Annotated in this window: 16 protein-coding genes; 6 read left to right on the top strand and 10 right to left on the bottom strand. The window is 70.0% G+C overall.

All coding sequences use genetic code 11. The features are described from left to right. Positions 1–45: 45 nt before the first annotated feature. The 8 genes from AC07VM_RS13305 to AC07VM_RS13340 form a co-directional block, all read right to left on the bottom strand. Complete coding sequence (locus AC07VM_RS13305; protein ID WP_494911656.1) at positions 46–1,740, bottom strand: ABC1 kinase family protein; 1,695 nt, start codon at positions 1,738–1,740, stop codon at positions 46–48. A 45-nt stretch (positions 1,741–1,785) separates the two neighbouring features. Continuing rightward, positions 1,786–2,421 carry a PadR family transcriptional regulator gene (locus AC07VM_RS13310; protein WP_494911657.1) on the bottom strand — a complete coding sequence of 212 codons (636 nt, stop codon included), beginning with the start codon at positions 2,419–2,421 and terminating at the stop codon, positions 1,786–1,788. Between the two features lie 68 nt (positions 2,422–2,489). Then, positions 2,490–2,996 (bottom strand): hypothetical protein, encoded by a 507-nt coding sequence (locus AC07VM_RS13315; protein ID WP_267416900.1) that lies wholly within the window; start codon positions 2,994–2,996, stop codon positions 2,490–2,492. Between the two features lie 54 nt (positions 2,997–3,050). Continuing rightward, a complete protein-coding gene (locus tag AC07VM_RS13320) occupies positions 3,051–3,965 on the bottom strand; it encodes an ROK family protein (protein ID WP_494911659.1) in 915 nt (304 codons plus the stop codon). After that, entirely contained in the window at positions 3,962–4,645 is a 684-nt protein-coding gene (locus tag AC07VM_RS13325) for an N-acetylmannosamine-6-phosphate 2-epimerase (RefSeq protein WP_494911660.1), read from the bottom strand. Before AC07VM_RS13325 ends, AC07VM_RS13320 begins: the two co-directional genes overlap by 4 nt. Next, on the bottom strand, positions 4,642–5,508 hold the full coding sequence (locus AC07VM_RS13330) for a carbohydrate ABC transporter permease (RefSeq protein WP_494911662.1): 867 nt from the start codon (positions 5,506–5,508) through the stop codon (positions 4,642–4,644). The genes AC07VM_RS13325 and AC07VM_RS13330 overlap by 4 nt, the downstream gene beginning before the upstream one ends. Next, complete coding sequence (locus AC07VM_RS13335; RefSeq protein ID WP_267416895.1) at positions 5,495–6,463, bottom strand: carbohydrate ABC transporter permease; 969 nt, start codon at positions 6,461–6,463, stop codon at positions 5,495–5,497. Before AC07VM_RS13335 ends, AC07VM_RS13330 begins: the two co-directional genes overlap by 14 nt. Positions 6,464–6,473: 10 nt before the next feature. Further along, a complete protein-coding gene (locus tag AC07VM_RS13340; protein WP_494911664.1) occupies positions 6,474–7,763 on the bottom strand; it encodes an ABC transporter substrate-binding protein in 1,290 nt (429 codons plus the stop codon). A gap of 129 nt (positions 7,764–7,892) precedes the next feature. On the opposite strand from AC07VM_RS13340, the gene AC07VM_RS13345 reads away from it, so the two are divergent. Together AC07VM_RS13345 and AC07VM_RS13350 are read left to right on the top strand one after the other, a co-directional pair. Further along, on the top strand, positions 7,893–8,609 hold the full coding sequence (locus tag AC07VM_RS13345; RefSeq protein ID WP_267416893.1) for a GntR family transcriptional regulator: 717 nt from the start codon (positions 7,893–7,895) through the stop codon (positions 8,607–8,609). 75 nt (positions 8,610–8,684) lie between these two features. Further along, positions 8,685–10,187: a DUF4127 family protein gene (locus AC07VM_RS13350; RefSeq protein WP_494911666.1), complete on the top strand. Its 1,503-nt coding sequence runs from the start codon at positions 8,685–8,687 to the stop codon at positions 10,185–10,187. Between the two features lie 3 nt (positions 10,188–10,190). Here the strand turns inward: AC07VM_RS13350 and map are convergent, their stop codons facing one another. After that, positions 10,191–10,970, bottom strand: a complete 780-nt coding sequence (gene map / locus AC07VM_RS13355; RefSeq protein ID WP_494911668.1) for a type I methionyl aminopeptidase — start codon at positions 10,968–10,970, stop codon at positions 10,191–10,193. Between the two features lie 66 nt (positions 10,971–11,036). Here map and AC07VM_RS13360 point away from each other — a divergent pair, with 66 nt between their 5' ends. From AC07VM_RS13360 to AC07VM_RS13375, 4 genes are all read left to right on the top strand, one after another. Next, complete coding sequence (locus AC07VM_RS13360) at positions 11,037–11,315, top strand: helix-turn-helix transcriptional regulator (RefSeq protein WP_267418503.1); 279 nt, start codon at positions 11,037–11,039, stop codon at positions 11,313–11,315. Positions 11,316–11,487: 172 nt separating this feature from the next. Next, on the top strand, positions 11,488–13,212 hold the full coding sequence (locus AC07VM_RS13365) for a glycosyltransferase family 2 protein (RefSeq protein WP_494911670.1): 1,725 nt from the start codon (positions 11,488–11,490) through the stop codon (positions 13,210–13,212). A 64-nt stretch (positions 13,213–13,276) separates the two neighbouring features. After that, on the top strand, positions 13,277–13,765 hold the full coding sequence (locus tag AC07VM_RS13370) for a DUF2975 domain-containing protein (protein WP_267416888.1): 489 nt from the start codon (positions 13,277–13,279) through the stop codon (positions 13,763–13,765). After that, on the top strand, positions 13,765–13,998 hold the full coding sequence (locus AC07VM_RS13375; RefSeq protein WP_494911672.1) for a helix-turn-helix domain-containing protein: 234 nt from the start codon (positions 13,765–13,767) through the stop codon (positions 13,996–13,998). The genes AC07VM_RS13370 and AC07VM_RS13375 overlap by 1 nt, the downstream gene beginning before the upstream one ends. 19 nt (positions 13,999–14,017) lie before the next feature. Here the strand turns inward: AC07VM_RS13375 and AC07VM_RS13380 are convergent, their stop codons facing one another. Next, the gene (locus AC07VM_RS13380) at positions 14,018–15,322 is read right to left on the bottom strand and encodes a hypothetical protein (protein WP_494911673.1); all 1,305 of its coding nucleotides are present in this window, start codon (positions 15,320–15,322) and stop codon (positions 14,018–14,020) included. Positions 15,323–15,408: the final 86 nt, after the last annotated feature.

Below are 15,408 nucleotides of genomic sequence, written 5' to 3' on the forward strand. Positions count from 1 at the left end.
GCCGGACGGATGCCGGATGGCCCGGGTTTCCCGGGCGTGCCGCGTCTAGCGCGAGCGGCGCCCGCCGAACAGGGAGTGCAGCAGCGGGAGGGCCGAGACGCAGACCAGGGTGATGCCCAGCGGCGGTACGGCCGGGACGAGCAGCGCCCCGCCGATGAGCAGTGCGGCGAAGAGCACGCCCGAGGCGATGCGGCGGGCGATGCCCTCGAGCCGGTCGAGGCGACGCTCCAGGCGCGAGGTGTCGAACGAGACGTTGCCGTCGTCGATCCGGGTGATGATCCTGTCGATGCGACCCGGCAGATTCCAGGTCGTGCTCATCGTGCCCATCGCCTGGCTCGCGAACGCCTGCACGATGTTGCCGCTCTCATCGCGCAGCAGTCGACCGGCGTAGGGTTCCGCGGCATCCCACACGTTGAACGCGGGGTCGAGTCCGCTGCACATGCCCGACGTCAGCGAGACGGCGCGGATGAGCAGGAGCATGTTCTCGGGCAGCTGCAGCGGAAGCGAGCGCACCATGTCGCCGAACTCCTCGGCGAAGTCGCGGAACTCCCTCGGGTCGACCTTGCTGAGCTCCGCGAAGCCCATGCCGCCGAAGCGCGCGAACAGGGCGGTGAGGGCGCGTTCGAGCTCGTTGGTGTCGGCCGACGGCAGCAGCACCCCGATCTCCTGCGCGGCGGCGACGAGGCCGCGGCTGTCGCGCCCGGCGACCGCGATGAGCAGGGTCCGCAGTCCGTCGCGGAGGCTCGTGGGGATCTCGGCCATCATCCCGAAGTCGATGAACGTGAGGCGGAACCCGCGCCCCGACTGGCCGGCGACCGCGGGGACGGGCGTGACGAAGATGTTCCCGGGGTGCGGGTCGGCGTGCACGAAGCTGTGCGTGAAGACCTGGTCGAACATCACCTCGGCGAACACCGCAGCGACGTCGGACGGGTCGATGTCGGCGGCCCGGAGGGCGTCGGTGTCGTTGATCTTGATCGCGGTCACGTCGGACAGGGTCAGCACGCGACGGGTCGACCGCTCCCACACGATCTCCGGGGTGTCGACGCGCGGGTCGTCGGCGAAGTTCTCGCGGAACCGCTCGGCGCTCGCGGCCTCGTGCAGGTAGTCGATCTCCTCGAGGCTGGTCGCGGCGAACTCCTCGACCAGCGCGGGCGCGTCGACCCGGTCGGCCACGATGCGCACCCGGGTGAGCCAGCGGGCGACGCGGCGGAGGGCGGCGAGGTCGACCGCCACGATCTCGTCGATGCCCGGCCGCTGCACCTTGACCACGACGTCCTCGAGCCCGGTGTCGGCCGCATCGAGGTCGGAGAGCCGGGCGCGGTGCACCTGTCCGAGGGATGCCGCGGCGACCGGGGTCTCGTCGAACCACGCGTAGGCGCGTTCGAGCGGGATGCCCAGCTCGGCTTCGGCGAGCGCGCGGATCGCCGGGGTGGGCACGGCGGGGACCTCGTCCTGCAGCCCCTCGAGCTCCTTCGTGATCTCGGGGGGCAGCACGTCGAGGCGCGACGACATGAACTGTCCGACCTTGATCATGAGGCCGCCGAGCTCGACCGCGAGGACGTGGAAGCGACGCGCGAACCTCTGCATCCGCGGCCCACGCGTGCGCTCGGAGATCCTGCTCATCCCGAAGCGCGGGAGGACGAGCTCGAACCACCAGATCTTGAGGAATTCCCGACCCGCGAACGACAGGATGCGGCGGTACCTGGCGCGATGGACGCCCTGTGCCGCAGCATCCGTCATCGCGTGGTCCTTTCGCAGGCCCCCACTCGATGCCGCACTGCGCGGTCAGTCCTGCGCGAGGATCGAGTACAGCCTACGGCGAGCCTCATCGAGGATCTCGATCGTCTGCTGCACCTGCTCCGGCGAACCGCTGCGACCGACCTGGGCCGCGGCGGCCGCGAGGTCGACACCGGCCTTGGGGAGGGCACTGAACCGGGCGTTGTCGCGGTGTCCGTCCTTGCCGGACGACGACTCCCACGGGGCGGGGGTATCTGAGGTCTCGTCGGCGATGGCACGACCGGCCTCGGTGAGCGAGTACGTCTTGCGACCGTTCTGCTCCTCGGCCTCGATCAGGCCCTCGTCGGCGAGCAGCTGCAGGGTGGGGTACACGGAGCCGGCACTCGGCTTCCAGGTGCCGCCACTGCGCTCGGCGATCTCGTTGATGATCTGGTAGCCGTGCATCGGCTTCTCGGCGAGCAGGGAGAGCACGGCGGTGCGGACGTCGCCGCGGGCCATGCGCGAGCCGCCGGACGGGCGGGACTCGAACGACTTGCGGAGCTGGTCCATCGCCTCGAAGATCGCGGATGCCGGACCGCCGGGGCCCGTGCCGAAGCCGGATCCTCCGAAGAGCCCGCCGGGTCCGCCGTTGCTCCCGGAACCGCCGTCGCCGCCGAACGGGTTGGAGGGGAATGCGTTGTTCATGATGACCTCCTGCTGTGGTGAACGATACTCAACGATATATCGTTCATCCTGAAGGTGGGGTGGGAGTTTCAGGACGCGTTCGACCCGTGGATGACGCCCCAGGTGCGCTTCGCGGGGTCGATCAGGATGGGCAGCGCGGCGTTCGGCACAGCCCTGCCCGCCGCCACGCAGCGGTGGTCGCCGCACGAATGCACCACGTACTGCCGCTCGCCGTCGGCATCGCCGCCGACTGCCGGAAGCTCCAGCCGCAGCTGGTAGCGGACGGCCTCGTCCGTCGTCTCGAACGCGCCGACCACAGGCGCGTCTGCCCGGGTCCCCGAGTCTCTGAGGGTGACCGTCTCCCTGCCGTTCAGGCTCGCGTTGATCCAGAGCCCGATCCCCAGCACCACCATGAGGAGACAGCTGAACGCGAGCAGGGCCAGGGGCCACCAGCCCCAGGCCAGCGCGGGGAAGCCGACGACGAAGCCGATCGCCCCGGCCGCGACCAGCAGGCCCGCCGTGAAGCGCTGGCCCCACACGCCGCGACGGCTGGTCAGGTCGATCTGGGTCCATTCGCGAGGCACGACTTCGGGCATGGCAGCCATGCTAGAGCCCTGCCGCGTTCGCCGCCACGGACGCGGCCGGGGTGATCAGACGATCCGCGCGACGAGTGCGGCCCCCGTGAGCGTCGCCTCGATCCCCCGCTGCGCCGACACCACTCGGGCCCTCGACGGCCCGGGCATGGCGGCCGCCCGGTACGCGGCACCGACCTCCGCCAGATAGCGCTCGCCGACCTCGGCGACACCGCCCCCGACCACGATCACCTCCACGTCGAGAACCGCGTTGGCGCCGGCCAGCGCGCGGCCGAGGTAGCGGGCGCCGTCGAGGATCACCCGCTCGGCCAGCGCATCGCCACGCAGGGCCGCCGCGTGCACCTCGCGCAGCGGGAGGGCGACACCGCTCTCCTCGAAGTAGGTCCGCTCCAGACCCGGTCCGGAGGCCACCGCCTCGACATGGCCGAGACCGCCGCACGGGCAGCGTCGCTCGGCGAGACGGGGCGGCAGCGCGACCTCCATGTGACCGACCGAGCCGGCGGTCCCGGTGATACCGCGACGCAGTCCGTCCGGAAGCACCACGGCCCCGCCGATTCCCGTGCCGACCGCGACCATGAGCATCCCGTCCGCCCCTCGCCCGGCGCCCTGCTCCGACTCGGCGACCGCGGCCGCGTGCACGTCGTTGATCACCGTGACCGGCGCACCGAGGGCGTGCGCGAGCTCGTCCTGCAGGCGGAATCCGGCCCATCCGCTGATCGCATCGGTGGCCGAGGTGATCGCACCGTCCGGACCGACGACCCCCGCGGTGCCGACGCCGACCGCATCCGCCACGCCGCCGCCGCGCACCACGCGCACGGCATCGACGACGGCGCGGACGATGGCCGGGCCGCCCTCGCGCGCGGGCGTGGGGAACGTGTGCGCCTCGGTGACGCGGACGCGCCCGGGCCCGTCGTCGAGCGCGAAGCCCGCGACCGCGACCTTCGTGCCGCCGATGTCGATGCCGATGATCATGCCGTGGTCCGCACCGCCGGGGTGACCGCGACGAAGCGCCGGGTGATCGCGATCGGATCCGTGATCGCACCGCCCACGACCACCGCGAGCGCTCCGGCGTCGAAGGCGGCGCGCACCTGTTCCGGCGTCTGATAGCGCCCCTCCGCGATGGTGGGGATGCCGGCCTCGACCAGCGTCGCGACGAGCCGCAGATCCGGCCCCTCTCCGGGCGTGGACTGGGGCGTGTATCCCGACAGCGTGGTGCCGACCACCGCCGCTCCCGCCTCCACGGCGCGCACACCTTCGTCGAAGGTCGACACATCGGCCATCACGGGGCGGCCTGTCGCCTCGGCGATCTCCCCCAGCAGCGCGAAGCTCCCTCCCAGCTGCTCCACCGTCGCGTCCACGGCGATGATGTCGGCGCCCGCCTCGGCGAGGCCGACCGCCAGCGCGACGTCGGGCGTGATGATGTTGCGCACCCCGCCCCACACCTTGTGGAGCCCGATGAGGGGCACGGTGGTCGCCGCCCGCATCCGCCGGACGTCGCCGGGGCCGTTCAGCCGCAGACCGCTCGCACCCCCGAGCAGCGCGGATTCGGCGAGCGCGGCGATCACCTCCGTGTCGCGCACCGGGCTTCCGGCCTGCGCCTGCACGGACGCGATCAGGCGACCGGTGATGAGTTCGAGGGGGCCGTGGGTCATTTGAGAGCTCCTGCGCTGGCGCCGCCGATGAAGAACTTCTGGCCGAGGAGGAAGATCGCCACGGCCGGGAGCGTGAACATCACGCACGCGGCCATCAGCGGCCCCCAGGCCACATCGTTCTCACCGAAGAAGGCGTAGAGACCGATCGACAGCGTATAGGTCGACTGGTCGTTGAGATAGATGAGGGGATTGAGGAAGTCGGTCCACGCCCAGACGAACTGGAAGATCGCCGCGGTCACGATCGCGGGTCGGGCCAGTGGCAGCACGATCGTCGCGTAGGTGCGGAACTCCGAGGCGCCGTCCAGTCGTGCGGCCTCGATCAGCTCATCGGGCACGGCCAGCAGGAACTGCCGGATCATGAAGATGAAGAACGGCGTCCCGAGGAACGCGGGGACGATCAGCGGCAGGTAGGTGTTCGTCGCCTCCAACCCGTTCCAGACGAGGAACAGCGGGATGAGCGTGACCTGCGGCGGAAGCATCATCGTGGCCAGCACGAGGATGAGCAGCGGACGTGCGCCGCGCCACCGCACCTTGGCGAGCGCGTAGGCCACGAGCGGGCAGGAGATGACCGTGCCGAGGATGCTCATCCCCGAGACGAACAGCGTGTTGGCGAGGTAGCGCCACACCGGGATCTGCTCGAACGCCTCGGCGAAGTTGTCCATCGTCCAGTCGGTCGGCAGCAGCGAGGGAGGGGAGGAGAACACGTCGCCGGGCGTCTTGAACGCGGTCGACAGCATCACCAGCAGCGGGAACAGGAACAGCAGCGCGAGCAGCGCCACCGACACCTGCTGCCGGACCCGTCGCACCGTGCGGCGTACGCGCCGCGGGCGCTTGCGGAGGACCGTGACATCAGCGTGTGCCATCGTGCACCCACTTCCTCGAGGTCGCGAGCACGATCAGGCTCACGATCAGCGTGACGATGAACAGGGTCCAGGCCATGGCCGACGCGTACCCCATCTTCAGGAACACGAAGGCGTTCTGATACAGGTACATCGCGTACGACAGCATCGACTGGCCGGGGCCGGACCCCGCCTGATTGAGCCGCTCCTGCGACAGGATGTACGGCTGCGTGAAGATCTGCAGGAATCCGATGATGCTCACGATCACCTGGAACAGGGTGACCGGGGAGACCGTCGGCCAAGTGACGTTGGTGAAGCGGCGCCACACGCCCGCGCCGTCGAGTTCGGCGGCCTCGTACATCTCCTTCGGCACCTCCTGGAGGGCGGCGAGGTAGATGATCATGGTCCCGCCGACCGTCCACAACGACATCAGGATGATGGCCGGCTTGGTCCACTCCGGCTGCTGCAGCCAGGCGGGACCCTCGATACCGAACCACGACAGGAAGTAGTTGATGAAGCCGTACTGGGCGTTCAGCAGCCAGCGCCACAGGTAGCCGCCGACGACCACGGGCACGATCGAGGGCAGGTACACGAGCGCCCGGTACAGCGGCTGCCCGCGGACGGGGGTGTTCAGGAGGTGGGCTCCGGCGAGCGCGATGCCGATCGCGAGGGGAACACCGAAGACGGTGAGGATCGCGGTGTTCGCGAGCGACTTCCAGAAGACGCCGTCGTTGAACATCTGCACGTAGTTCGCGAAGCCGACCCATTCCGGGGACTGGAAGAGGTTGAAGTCGGTGAAGCTGTAGAACGCCGACGCCGCGATCGGGTAGGCGAAGAGGAACAGGAATCCGACGATGAACGGGGACGCGAAGGCGAGCCCGATCAGCGTGGACCGGCGGGTGCGCCGCCGTCGGGCGCGACCGCCGGGTCCGACAGGAGTGCTCTCCTGCCGGACCCGGCGCGCTGTTGCAGAGGTCACGGAGCCTCGATCACTTCGTCGAGTAGTTGGCCATGCGCTCTTCGACCGTCGCGATCGCCTCTTCCGGGGTGGCCGTCAGGCGGACCACCTCGTCGAAGGCGGTGGCGAGGTCGGTGGCGTACTCGGCGCTGTACGGGAGGCTCGAGAGCGACTTCGCGTTGGGCGAGGATGCCGCGTCCGCCCAGACGTCGAAGTCCTGCAGGCTGTCGAAGGCGGCGCTGCCGGCGAGCGAGGTGCGCCCGGCCAGGTTGCCGAGGGCGACGGCGAACTTCTCCATCGGCTCAGGGCTCACGAGGTACGCGAGGAAGGTGGCCGCCTCCTCCTTGTGCTTCGAGTTCGCCGGGATGAACAGCGTGCTGGCGGTGACCTGCGTGCTGTTCTCCAGCGCGGGGGATGCGGCGGGGATGGCCGTGACGCCCCAGTCGAAGTCGGGCGCGACCTTGGCTGCGCTGGCCGAGCGCCACTCCCCGTCGATGATCATCGCGACCTTGCCGCTGAAGAACGGGTCCTGCGCGGAGAGGTATTCGCCCTGACCGGAGACGAAGGTCGCCATGGCCTCGGCACCGACGGGCTCGACCACGTTGTCCTGGTACCACTGCAGCGCCTCGAGGTTGCCGGCGTCGGCCGGGGTGCGTCCGTCCTCGCCGTCCCAGGTGCCGCCGAACGCGTAGCCGAGGGTGGTCAGCGTGGTGCTGTCGTTGGCCGAGCCGAGGCCCAGCTGCGTGATCTTTCCGGAGTCGTCGACCACGGTGAGCTTCTCGATCGCGGCCGCGAGCTCGTCCATGGTGGTCGGCGGGGTGATGCCCGCCTCCTCCAGGAGCTTCGTGTTGTAGAGCAGCTGGAAGCTGTGGATGGCGATCGGCAGCGAGTAGACCTTGCCGTCGTAGGTCATCTGCTCCATGGCGCTGGGGACGAAGTCGTCGACGTCGATCTTCTCGGAAGCGATCGCGTCGTCGAGCGGGGCGAGGATGCCCTTCGACGCCCAGGCGCCGACGGTGTTGCCGAAGTTGTCCGAGATGTCGAACGCCCCGTTCGAGGACGACATCGACGTCAACTGCTTCTGGGTGTCGGGGCTCGAGACGCCCTTCACCACGATCTCGTCCTGGCTGCCGTTGAAGTCGGCGATGATCTGCTCGAGGACTTTGGCCTCCTCGCCGCCCCAGAGGTACGAGAACGTGATCTCGGTGGGGCCGTCGGCGTCGCCGCCGCCCGCACCGCATCCGGTCAGGGCGACGACCGTGGCTGTGGTCAGAGCGCCGGCGATCAGGGCGCGCCGGCGCATGTGCTGCTTCGTGTGCATGGGAGTTCTCCGCTCATCATTGACCTTGCAAAAGGATTGGAATAGACCAATTCGGAACCGCTGAGAACAGACATTGACACATGCGGCGGCAATCGTCAAGATTGGGTTAGTCCAAATGAGGGGGATGACATGTCGTCGATCGAGGGTGTGACGAAGCACGAGCGGGTGCGGCGGCATCTGGAGGAGGTCATCCAGCAGGGACTGGCCCCGCACGAGAAGCTGCCGACCGAGCGCGACCTCGCCGAGTCGCTCGAGGTGAACCGTCAGACCGTGCGCCGCGCGCTCGATGAGCTGGAGCGGGACGGCCTCGTCTACCGCCTGCAGGGAGCGGGCACGTTCGTGAGCGCCTCGCGCATCAGCAAGACCTTCGAGCTGACCTCGTTCTCGGAGGACATGCATCTGCGCAACATGCGTCCGGGGTCGCTGTCGGTCGACGTCGGCACCGCCTCCGCCGGCCAGACGGCCGGTTACGCGCTGAACCTCAGCCCCCAGTCGCCCGTGGTCCGCATCCGCCGCATCCGCACCGCCGACGACATCCCGATCTGCCTCGAGGTCTGCTCGATCGCTGCCGATGCCGTGCCCGGTCTCGAAGACGGCATCGTGGGCGACTCCCTCTACGACGACCTGCGTACCCGTTTCCACATCTCGGCCGTGCGCGCGGACCAGGAGATCCACGCGGTCGTCCTCGACGAGGAGCAGGCGGCCGCGCTGCAGACGCCGCCGTTCTCGCCCGCCTTCCTGGTGAAGCGCACGACGTACGACGCGCGCAGCCGCCCGATCGAGTACGCCGAGTCGGTGTATCGCGGAGACCGGTACTCGTACCTCGTGTCGATCTCACGCCCCTGAATCCCGACCGAACTCGTCCCTCTGATCCCGACCCAACCCGACCTCGACCCGCCCCCGATGAAAGGCAGTCCCTCCGTGTCCGACACGACCGCGCGTCCGCGCATCGCCCTGCTCCCGCTCGACGACCGACCGGTGAACGTGCGGCTCCCCGGTGACGTCGCGGCGGTCGCCGGGGTGGTCCTCGACGTTCCGCCCGCCGACGTACTGCCCTCCTATCGGACCGCCGGCGACGCCGCCGCGCTGGGAGCATGGCTGCTCGAGCGCGCCGCGGACCCCGCGACGGTGCACGTGGTCGTCTCGATCGACATGCTGCTCTACGGCGGACTCATCGCGAGCCGGACGAGCGATGACACGACGCGCGAGGTGCTGGAGCGGCTCGATGTGCTCCGCGAGGTGCGCCGCCGACGCCCCGAGCTGCCGATCTCAGCGGTGTCGCTGGTGACCCGAGCCAGCAACTCCTACTCCGCCGCCGAGGAGCCGGAGTACTGGACGGAGCACGGCAAGGAGATCCACGCCCTCGGCGGGGACGCACATCGCCTGCTCGATGAGTCCGAAGTGCTGCCGCTGGCGGAACTGACGCCGGTGCCGGCGGAGATCATCTCGGACTACTCGACGCGACGACTGCGCAACCACATCGTCAACCTGTCGACGCTGGCACTCGTCGAGGATGCGACGCTCGACTTCCTGGCGATCACCGCCGACGATACGGCCCCCTTCGCCGCCGGCAGTGCGGAGCAGGTATGGCTGCGTCACTGGATGCGGATGCTGCCCTCCGGACGGAACGTGCTGATGTATCCCGGCGCGGACGAGGTCGGGGCGGCGCTGGTCGCCAGGGCGCTGGCCGCCGACGCCGGGGGGACCGCCTCGTTCTCGGTCGCGTGCGCGGACGCCGAGGGCATGACCCGCATCCCGCCGTACGAGAACATGTCGCTCGCGGCATCGGCGAGCCGCCAGATCCGTGCGGCCGGAGCGACCGAGGTCACCGAGGGCGGCGACGTCACCCTGGTGCTGCACGCCCCCGATCCCGCGCGTCACGACATGTTCCGCGGCCGGCCGGACGAGGTCGATGCCGATGCCGTCGCCGGTACGGTCGCGCTGGTCCGCGAGCGCCTGGATGCGGGGGAGCACGTCGCACTCGCGGACGTGCGCTTCCCGAACGGTGCAGATGAGGCGCTCGTGCGCGCGCTGGCCGAGGCGGACCTGCTCGGACGGCTCGAGGCGTTCGGCGGGTGGAACACGGCGGGCAACACGCTCGGCAGCGTCGTCGCGGTGGCGGCTGCCGCCGTCGTCGGACGCGCCTCCGGGAGGTTCGACGAGCGCGCAACCCGCGTCGCCCTCCTCACCCGGCTGCTCGACGACTTCGCGTATCAGTCCGTCGTGCGCACCGACACCGGACCCTCGCTGTTCCCCGACATCTACCCGATGGCCGACGACGCGCTGGTCACGACGGCGGAACGGGTCATCCGCGAGGAGCTGACGGCTCTGCTGGAGTCGATGCTGCCGGCCGACGGCGTGCGCATCGAGGAGCTGACGCTGCCCTGGCGGCGGTCGTTCGAGATCGGGCTCGTGCTCCGCTAGACGTCATCCGGCACGTGTCGGCAGTGTGAGGATCTCGGCCCCGTCCTCGGTGATCGCGATCGTGTGCTCGCTGTGGGCGGTGCGGCATCCGGTCGCGCTGCGCAGGGTCCAGCCGTCGTCATCGGTGCGGAGCTCATCCGTGTCGGCCATGACCCAGGGCTCGAGTGCGAGCAGGAGGCCCGGTCGCAGCTTGTAGCCGCGGCCCGGGCGTCCGTCGTTCGCGACGTGGGGATCCTGGTGCATGGTCGAGCCGATGCCGTGACCGCCGAACTCGAGGTTGATCGGATACCCGGCGTCGTCGAGCACCGATCCGATCGCGTGCGACAGGTCGCCGATGCGGGCTCCGGGGCGCGCCGCCGCGATGCCCGCGGCGAGCGCCCGCTCGGTGGCCGCGATCATGGCGAGGTCGTCCGGCGCGGCGGCCTCACCGACGACGAAGCTGATGGCCGCGTCAGCGGAGACGCCGCGCAGGGTGATCGCGAGGTCGAGGGTGAGCAGGTCGCCGTCCGCGAGCCGGTAGTCGTGCGGCATGCCGTGCAGCACGGCATCGTTCACGGCCGTGCAGACGTAGTGCCCGAAGGGGCCGCGGCCGAACGACGGCGCGTAGTCGACGTAGCAGGACTCGGCGCCGGCATCCTCGATCATCTTCCGCGTCCATCGGTCGAGATCGAGCAGGTTCACGCCGACCTCGGCGCGCTGCTTCAGCGCGTGGAGGATGTCGCCGACGAGTGCGCCGGTCGCCCTCGCTCGGGCGAGCTCGTCGGTGTTCAGGATCTCGATCATGGGCTTCTTCCATTCCGACCAATAACTATCCCGGTAATACTATCCCGGTATTAGAATGGGCGCATGATGGTTCGGATGCCGCTCACTCCCGCCGAGATCGAGCGCGGCGAGCGACTCGGAACACTGCTTCGCCAGGCCCGCGGCGAGCGGTCGATGCTGAGCGTCGCACTCGACGCCGGCATCTCCCCCGAGACTCTGCGGAAGATCGAGTCGGGCCGCGTGGCCACTCCCGCCTTCTCGACGATCGCCGCGATCGCCGACATCCTCGACCTCTCGCTGGACGCTGTGTGGGCAGAGGTCGGCCCACACGCCGCAGACCTCCATTCGCGTCGCGTCGCCTCCTGAGCTCCGAGCGGATCCGCGACCGGTCGCTCCTCCTTCCGCCCGCGCTGTGCACCTCGGGTTCTCTGCGCCCGCCACCTGCACACGCCCGGGCGGATGCGCAACCCTGGTGCCCCACACAGGAAGTCGTGTTTAGCTCGACGGATTGTCGGAGCGCACAGTGCCGGGGGGCCGAATGCCAGAGAACACGTCGTCGCAGAACACGCCTGCAGAGGGTCCCGCCCCCGCGAGCAGTGCGAGCAGGTCCGGCCCCATCCGCGTGAGCGTGGTCGTCCCGGTGTTCCGGCCCGGCCCGTCGTTCGACGACCTCATCGCCTCCCTGGATCAGCAGACCCTCGATCCGTCCGCGTTCGAGGTGCTCCTCTGCGATGACGGCTCCGGCGAGCCGACCGGCGCACGCCTGGCGGAGGTCGCTCGCACCCGGCCGAACGTGCGCGTGCTGTCGCTCGAGCACTCCGGGTGGCCGGGCATGCCTCGCAACCACGGGGTCGACGCCGCTCGCGGGACCTATGTGCAGTTCGTCGACCAGGACGACCGCCTGTTCCCGGGCGCGCTCGAGAAGCTGTGCGATTACGCCGACGCGAACGGCTCCGACGTGATCGTGGGCAAGGAGGTGGGGATCGGCCGACGCCTCCCCGCTCGGATCTTCCGCAAGGACGTCCCTCACGCGACCCTCGGGACCGACCCGCTGCTCGAGATGCTCACCCCGCACAAGATGTTCCGCACGGCATTCCTCCGCGAGAACGGCATCCGCTTCCCCGAGGGGAAGGTGCGTCTCGAGGACCACCTGTTCGTGATGCAGGCGTACTTCGCGGCGTCGACCATCTCGATCCTGGCGAGCGAACCCTGTTACGCCTGGATCAAGCAGCCGGGCAGTGCGAGTTCGTCGCGCATCGATCCGGAGACCTACTTCCCGCACCTGGAGACGGTGCTCGATGTCGTCGAGGCCCACACCGAACCGGGGCGGTTGCGTGATCGCCTGCTCCGCCACTGGTTCCGCGGGAAGATCCTGAAGCGCGTGACCGGGCGCCAGATGGTGCGGTATCCGGCCGAGTATCGCGACCGGCTCCTCGACGTGGTCACGCCGCTCGTCCAGCGCCGGTTCGGACCGGGCGTGGACGCCGGCCTCGGGTTCCCGAACCGGATCCGGGCCGCGCTGCTTCGAGCCGGCCGCCGTGACGACCTCCTCCGCCTGGCGCAGTTCGAGACCGAGGTCGACTGCCGCGCCGTCGTGACCGCTGCCAGCTGGTCCCGGGGAGGCGGACTGCACCTCACGCTCCGCGTGACCCTCACACGGGACGGCGAGGACGCGCTGGTGTTCGAGTCGCGCGTCGCCTCTCCGAGCCCGGACTCCGGCGCGACGTCGGACGGAGGCAAGAGCGCGGCCAAGAGCGCCGGCAGGAAGAAGTCCACCCGCCTGACGTCGCTGCCCCTGTCGTCGCTCGACGGCCTGCCCGACGGCCTCCTGGTCGTCGACCGCGAGCTCCGCGAGGACCGCGTCGACGTCTTCCTCCGCGAGGACACGACCCGCGCGGGTGCCTCCCCCACCACCGTCTCCGGCGGCGAGCGCTACGTCGGCGGTCGGTGCCTGCGCGACCTCAGCAAAGTCGCCGTCGCGGTCGACCCCCTGAAGGCTTTCGACGCGAGCGACGAGTCCCGCGGCGGAACTCTCGCGGTGAAGGTCCATCGTGCGGGCTGGACCTTCGAGGCTCCGCTCGAGGCCGACCCCGCAGCCCTCGCCCGAGCCGCGCGCTCCCCCTTCCTCGCCGGGCGCACCTGCCACGTCCTGGTGGGCGACGACGGGACGGTCGAGCTGCGCCGCGAATGGCCCGGCGGACGCGTGAAGGACTTCGCCGGACGCACCGTCCGTCGACTCCGCGGTGCCCTCCGGCGCCACTGATCCGTCTTGCCTGATCGAACGAATAACGATAGATTCCTGTTGTTCTTCGATGAAAGGTGGAGCCATGGGCAAGGCGACGATCGTCGTGCTGCGCATCGTGATCGCGATCGCGCTGCTCGGTTCGCTGGTGGTGCAGGCACTGATCGTGCCGCTGCTGTGGCTGGACCTCGCCGACGACGAGCTGTGGGGGCGGATCGTCCTGGTGTCGATCGTCGTCCTGGGTGTCGGCACGCTGCAGGTGTTCGGTGTGTGCGTGTGGATGCTGTTGACCAAGGTGCGGCGCGGGTCGATCTTCTCGGAGTCGTCGTTCCGGTACGTGGACGTGATCATCGGCGCGATCCTCGTGGCCGCCGCTCTCACGTGGGTCCTGGCCGCGATCCTCGCGCCGGGGACGACCGCACCGGGGATGGTGGCGCTGATCGGTGGTGCCGGAGTGGTGCTCGCCGGGATGGCGCTGCTCGTCGTCGTGATGAAGGCCCTGCTGCGGCAGGCGATCGATCGCGACGCCGAGGCGCGCTCCCTGCGCTCCGAGCTCGACAACGAGGTGATCTGATGCCGGTCGTGGTCGACATCGACGTGATGATGGCACGCAGGAAGATGAGTGTCGGGGAGCTGGCCGAGCGGATCGGCATCACGCCGACGAACCTCGCCGTGCTCAAGAACGGTCGGGCCAAGGCGGTCCGCTTCACCACCCTCGACGCTCTGTGCGCGGTGCTGGAGTGCCAGCCGGGCGACCTGCTGCGGTGGGAGCCGGATGGGCCGGACTCGAACACCGCGACCGCCTGACCTCCCGCGCCCACGCCGGTCACCGCAGAGCCGCGCGGGCGACGGCACGGATCTCCGGCGTGATCTCGCCGTACGCGCCCGGTGAGGAGAGTGCGCACAGACCGTCCACCAGGCGCTGCACGGCGTTCGGATCCTCCGGCCCGCGGGCATGATCCCGGTACGACCGCGTCGACGATTCGGAGTACCGCCACGTGCCGCCGGGCACCAGGGCGATCGCGGCCTCACCGAGCTCCACGGCTCCGGCCAGGTCGTCGAAGGTCTCCGCCGTCCCGTCGGCGAGGGCGAGCAGGGCGAGGGTGACCTCTCGCGGCCGACCGGAGACGAAGGGGCCCTCCTGACCGGCGCTTCCGACGGCGTCGACGATGCGAGGGAACGCCCGAAGCTCGCCAGTACCCAGAGACCGCCCGAGGTTCGTCACCACGACGCGTCCTCGCAGCCGCCGGATCGCCTTCACACGTCGAGCGAACGCGATGATCGCCTCCGCGGGTTCGGCACACTGCGATCCCGGGTCGCGCGCCCACTCCAGGCTGTCGACGGCGTCGCGCACGACGTCGCGGGGCAGCCAGCCGTCCGTCGGGTCCTGCTCGACGCCGTCCGGGCCGATCCGTGCGACGAGTGCCCGTAGGCCGGCGGTGGCTCGCTCCGCGGTCGCCGCGTCGATGGGCGTCGGCTCGAGGACCCGAGACGCCTCAAGGTGCGCGAGAAGAGCGAGCCGACGGACCGGAGGCAGCGACTCGCACAGCACGGCGATCGGCGAGGATGCGCGCAGGCCGGAGACGAGGTCGCCGTTCACCTCGGGCGAGAACTGCGGCTGGACCAGGCCGAATCGCTGCGCGAGCTCGAACGCCACGTGCTCGGCGTGGAACGCCGGCCGCTCCGTCTGCCACCCGACGACGGAGGCCCGGTCGTCAGGCGAACCCGCCGCCGGACGCGCCCCGGCATCCTCCTCACGCCCGGCGCCCGCGTCTCCGCCAGCGCTTCCGCCATCACCTCCGTCCGTGACGACGGTGACCCGCGGCTCGCCCATCCGCGCGATGAACGGCCCGGTGACCACCACCTCGATGGAGGCGGCGATCCCCGGTATCGAGATGCACTGCGGCCGCGCTCTCCACGACGTGAGGTCGATCAGCGGCCAGGGGTCGTCCATGTCATCGAGCTCCGGGGCCTCGGGCTCGATCCCGAGGCTGAGCTGATAGGCCTCGACGATCCAGTAGGACGGGGCATCGGCCGGCACTCCGATGATCCGGGTGAGCGCGGGCTCATCCGCCACCGACAGCTGGACATGGAGGGTCTGGGTGACGCGGACGTGCTGTGCGAGGTTCATCCGCGCAACGCTAAACGGCCGCCGACCGGCCCCCGGACCACGAAACCGCGACCTGTCCAGAACTCGTCGCGCCGGCATTCGGTGCA

This window comes from Microbacterium sp. GW821-FHT01D02, from assembly GCF_059422585.1.

Excerpts from the sequence above, each read along its gene's own strand:
- AC07VM_RS13305 (WP_494911656.1), bottom strand. The coding sequence starts at position 1,740 with ATGACGGATGCTGCGGCACAGGGCGTCCATCGCGCCAGGTACCGCCGC.
- AC07VM_RS13310 (WP_494911657.1), bottom strand. The coding sequence starts at position 2,421 with ATGAACAACGCATTCCCCTCCAACCCGTTCGGCGGCGACGGCGGTTCC.
- AC07VM_RS13315 (WP_267416900.1), bottom strand. The coding sequence starts at position 2,996 with ATGCCCGAAGTCGTGCCTCGCGAATGGACCCAGATCGACCTGACCAGC.
- AC07VM_RS13320 (WP_494911659.1), bottom strand. The coding sequence starts at position 3,965 with ATGATCATCGGCATCGACATCGGCGGCACGAAGGTCGCGGTCGCGGGC.
- AC07VM_RS13325 (WP_494911660.1), bottom strand. The coding sequence starts at position 4,645 with ATGACCCACGGCCCCCTCGAACTCATCACCGGTCGCCTGATCGCGTCC.
- AC07VM_RS13330 (WP_494911662.1), bottom strand. The coding sequence starts at position 5,508 with ATGGCACACGCTGATGTCACGGTCCTCCGCAAGCGCCCGCGGCGCGTA.
- AC07VM_RS13340 (WP_494911664.1), bottom strand. The coding sequence starts at position 7,763 with ATGCACACGAAGCAGCACATGCGCCGGCGCGCCCTGATCGCCGGCGCT.
- AC07VM_RS13345 (WP_267416893.1), top strand. The coding sequence starts at position 7,893 with ATGTCGTCGATCGAGGGTGTGACGAAGCACGAGCGGGTGCGGCGGCAT.
- map (WP_494911668.1), bottom strand. The coding sequence starts at position 10,970 with ATGATCGAGATCCTGAACACCGACGAGCTCGCCCGAGCGAGGGCGACC.
- AC07VM_RS13360 (WP_267418503.1), top strand. The coding sequence starts at position 11,037 with ATGGTTCGGATGCCGCTCACTCCCGCCGAGATCGAGCGCGGCGAGCGA.
- AC07VM_RS13365 (WP_494911670.1), top strand. The coding sequence starts at position 11,488 with ATGCCAGAGAACACGTCGTCGCAGAACACGCCTGCAGAGGGTCCCGCC.
- AC07VM_RS13370 (WP_267416888.1), top strand. The coding sequence starts at position 13,277 with ATGGGCAAGGCGACGATCGTCGTGCTGCGCATCGTGATCGCGATCGCG.
- AC07VM_RS13375 (WP_494911672.1), top strand. The coding sequence starts at position 13,765 with ATGCCGGTCGTGGTCGACATCGACGTGATGATGGCACGCAGGAAGATG.
- AC07VM_RS13380 (WP_494911673.1), bottom strand. The coding sequence starts at position 15,322 with ATGAACCTCGCACAGCACGTCCGCGTCACCCAGACCCTCCATGTCCAG.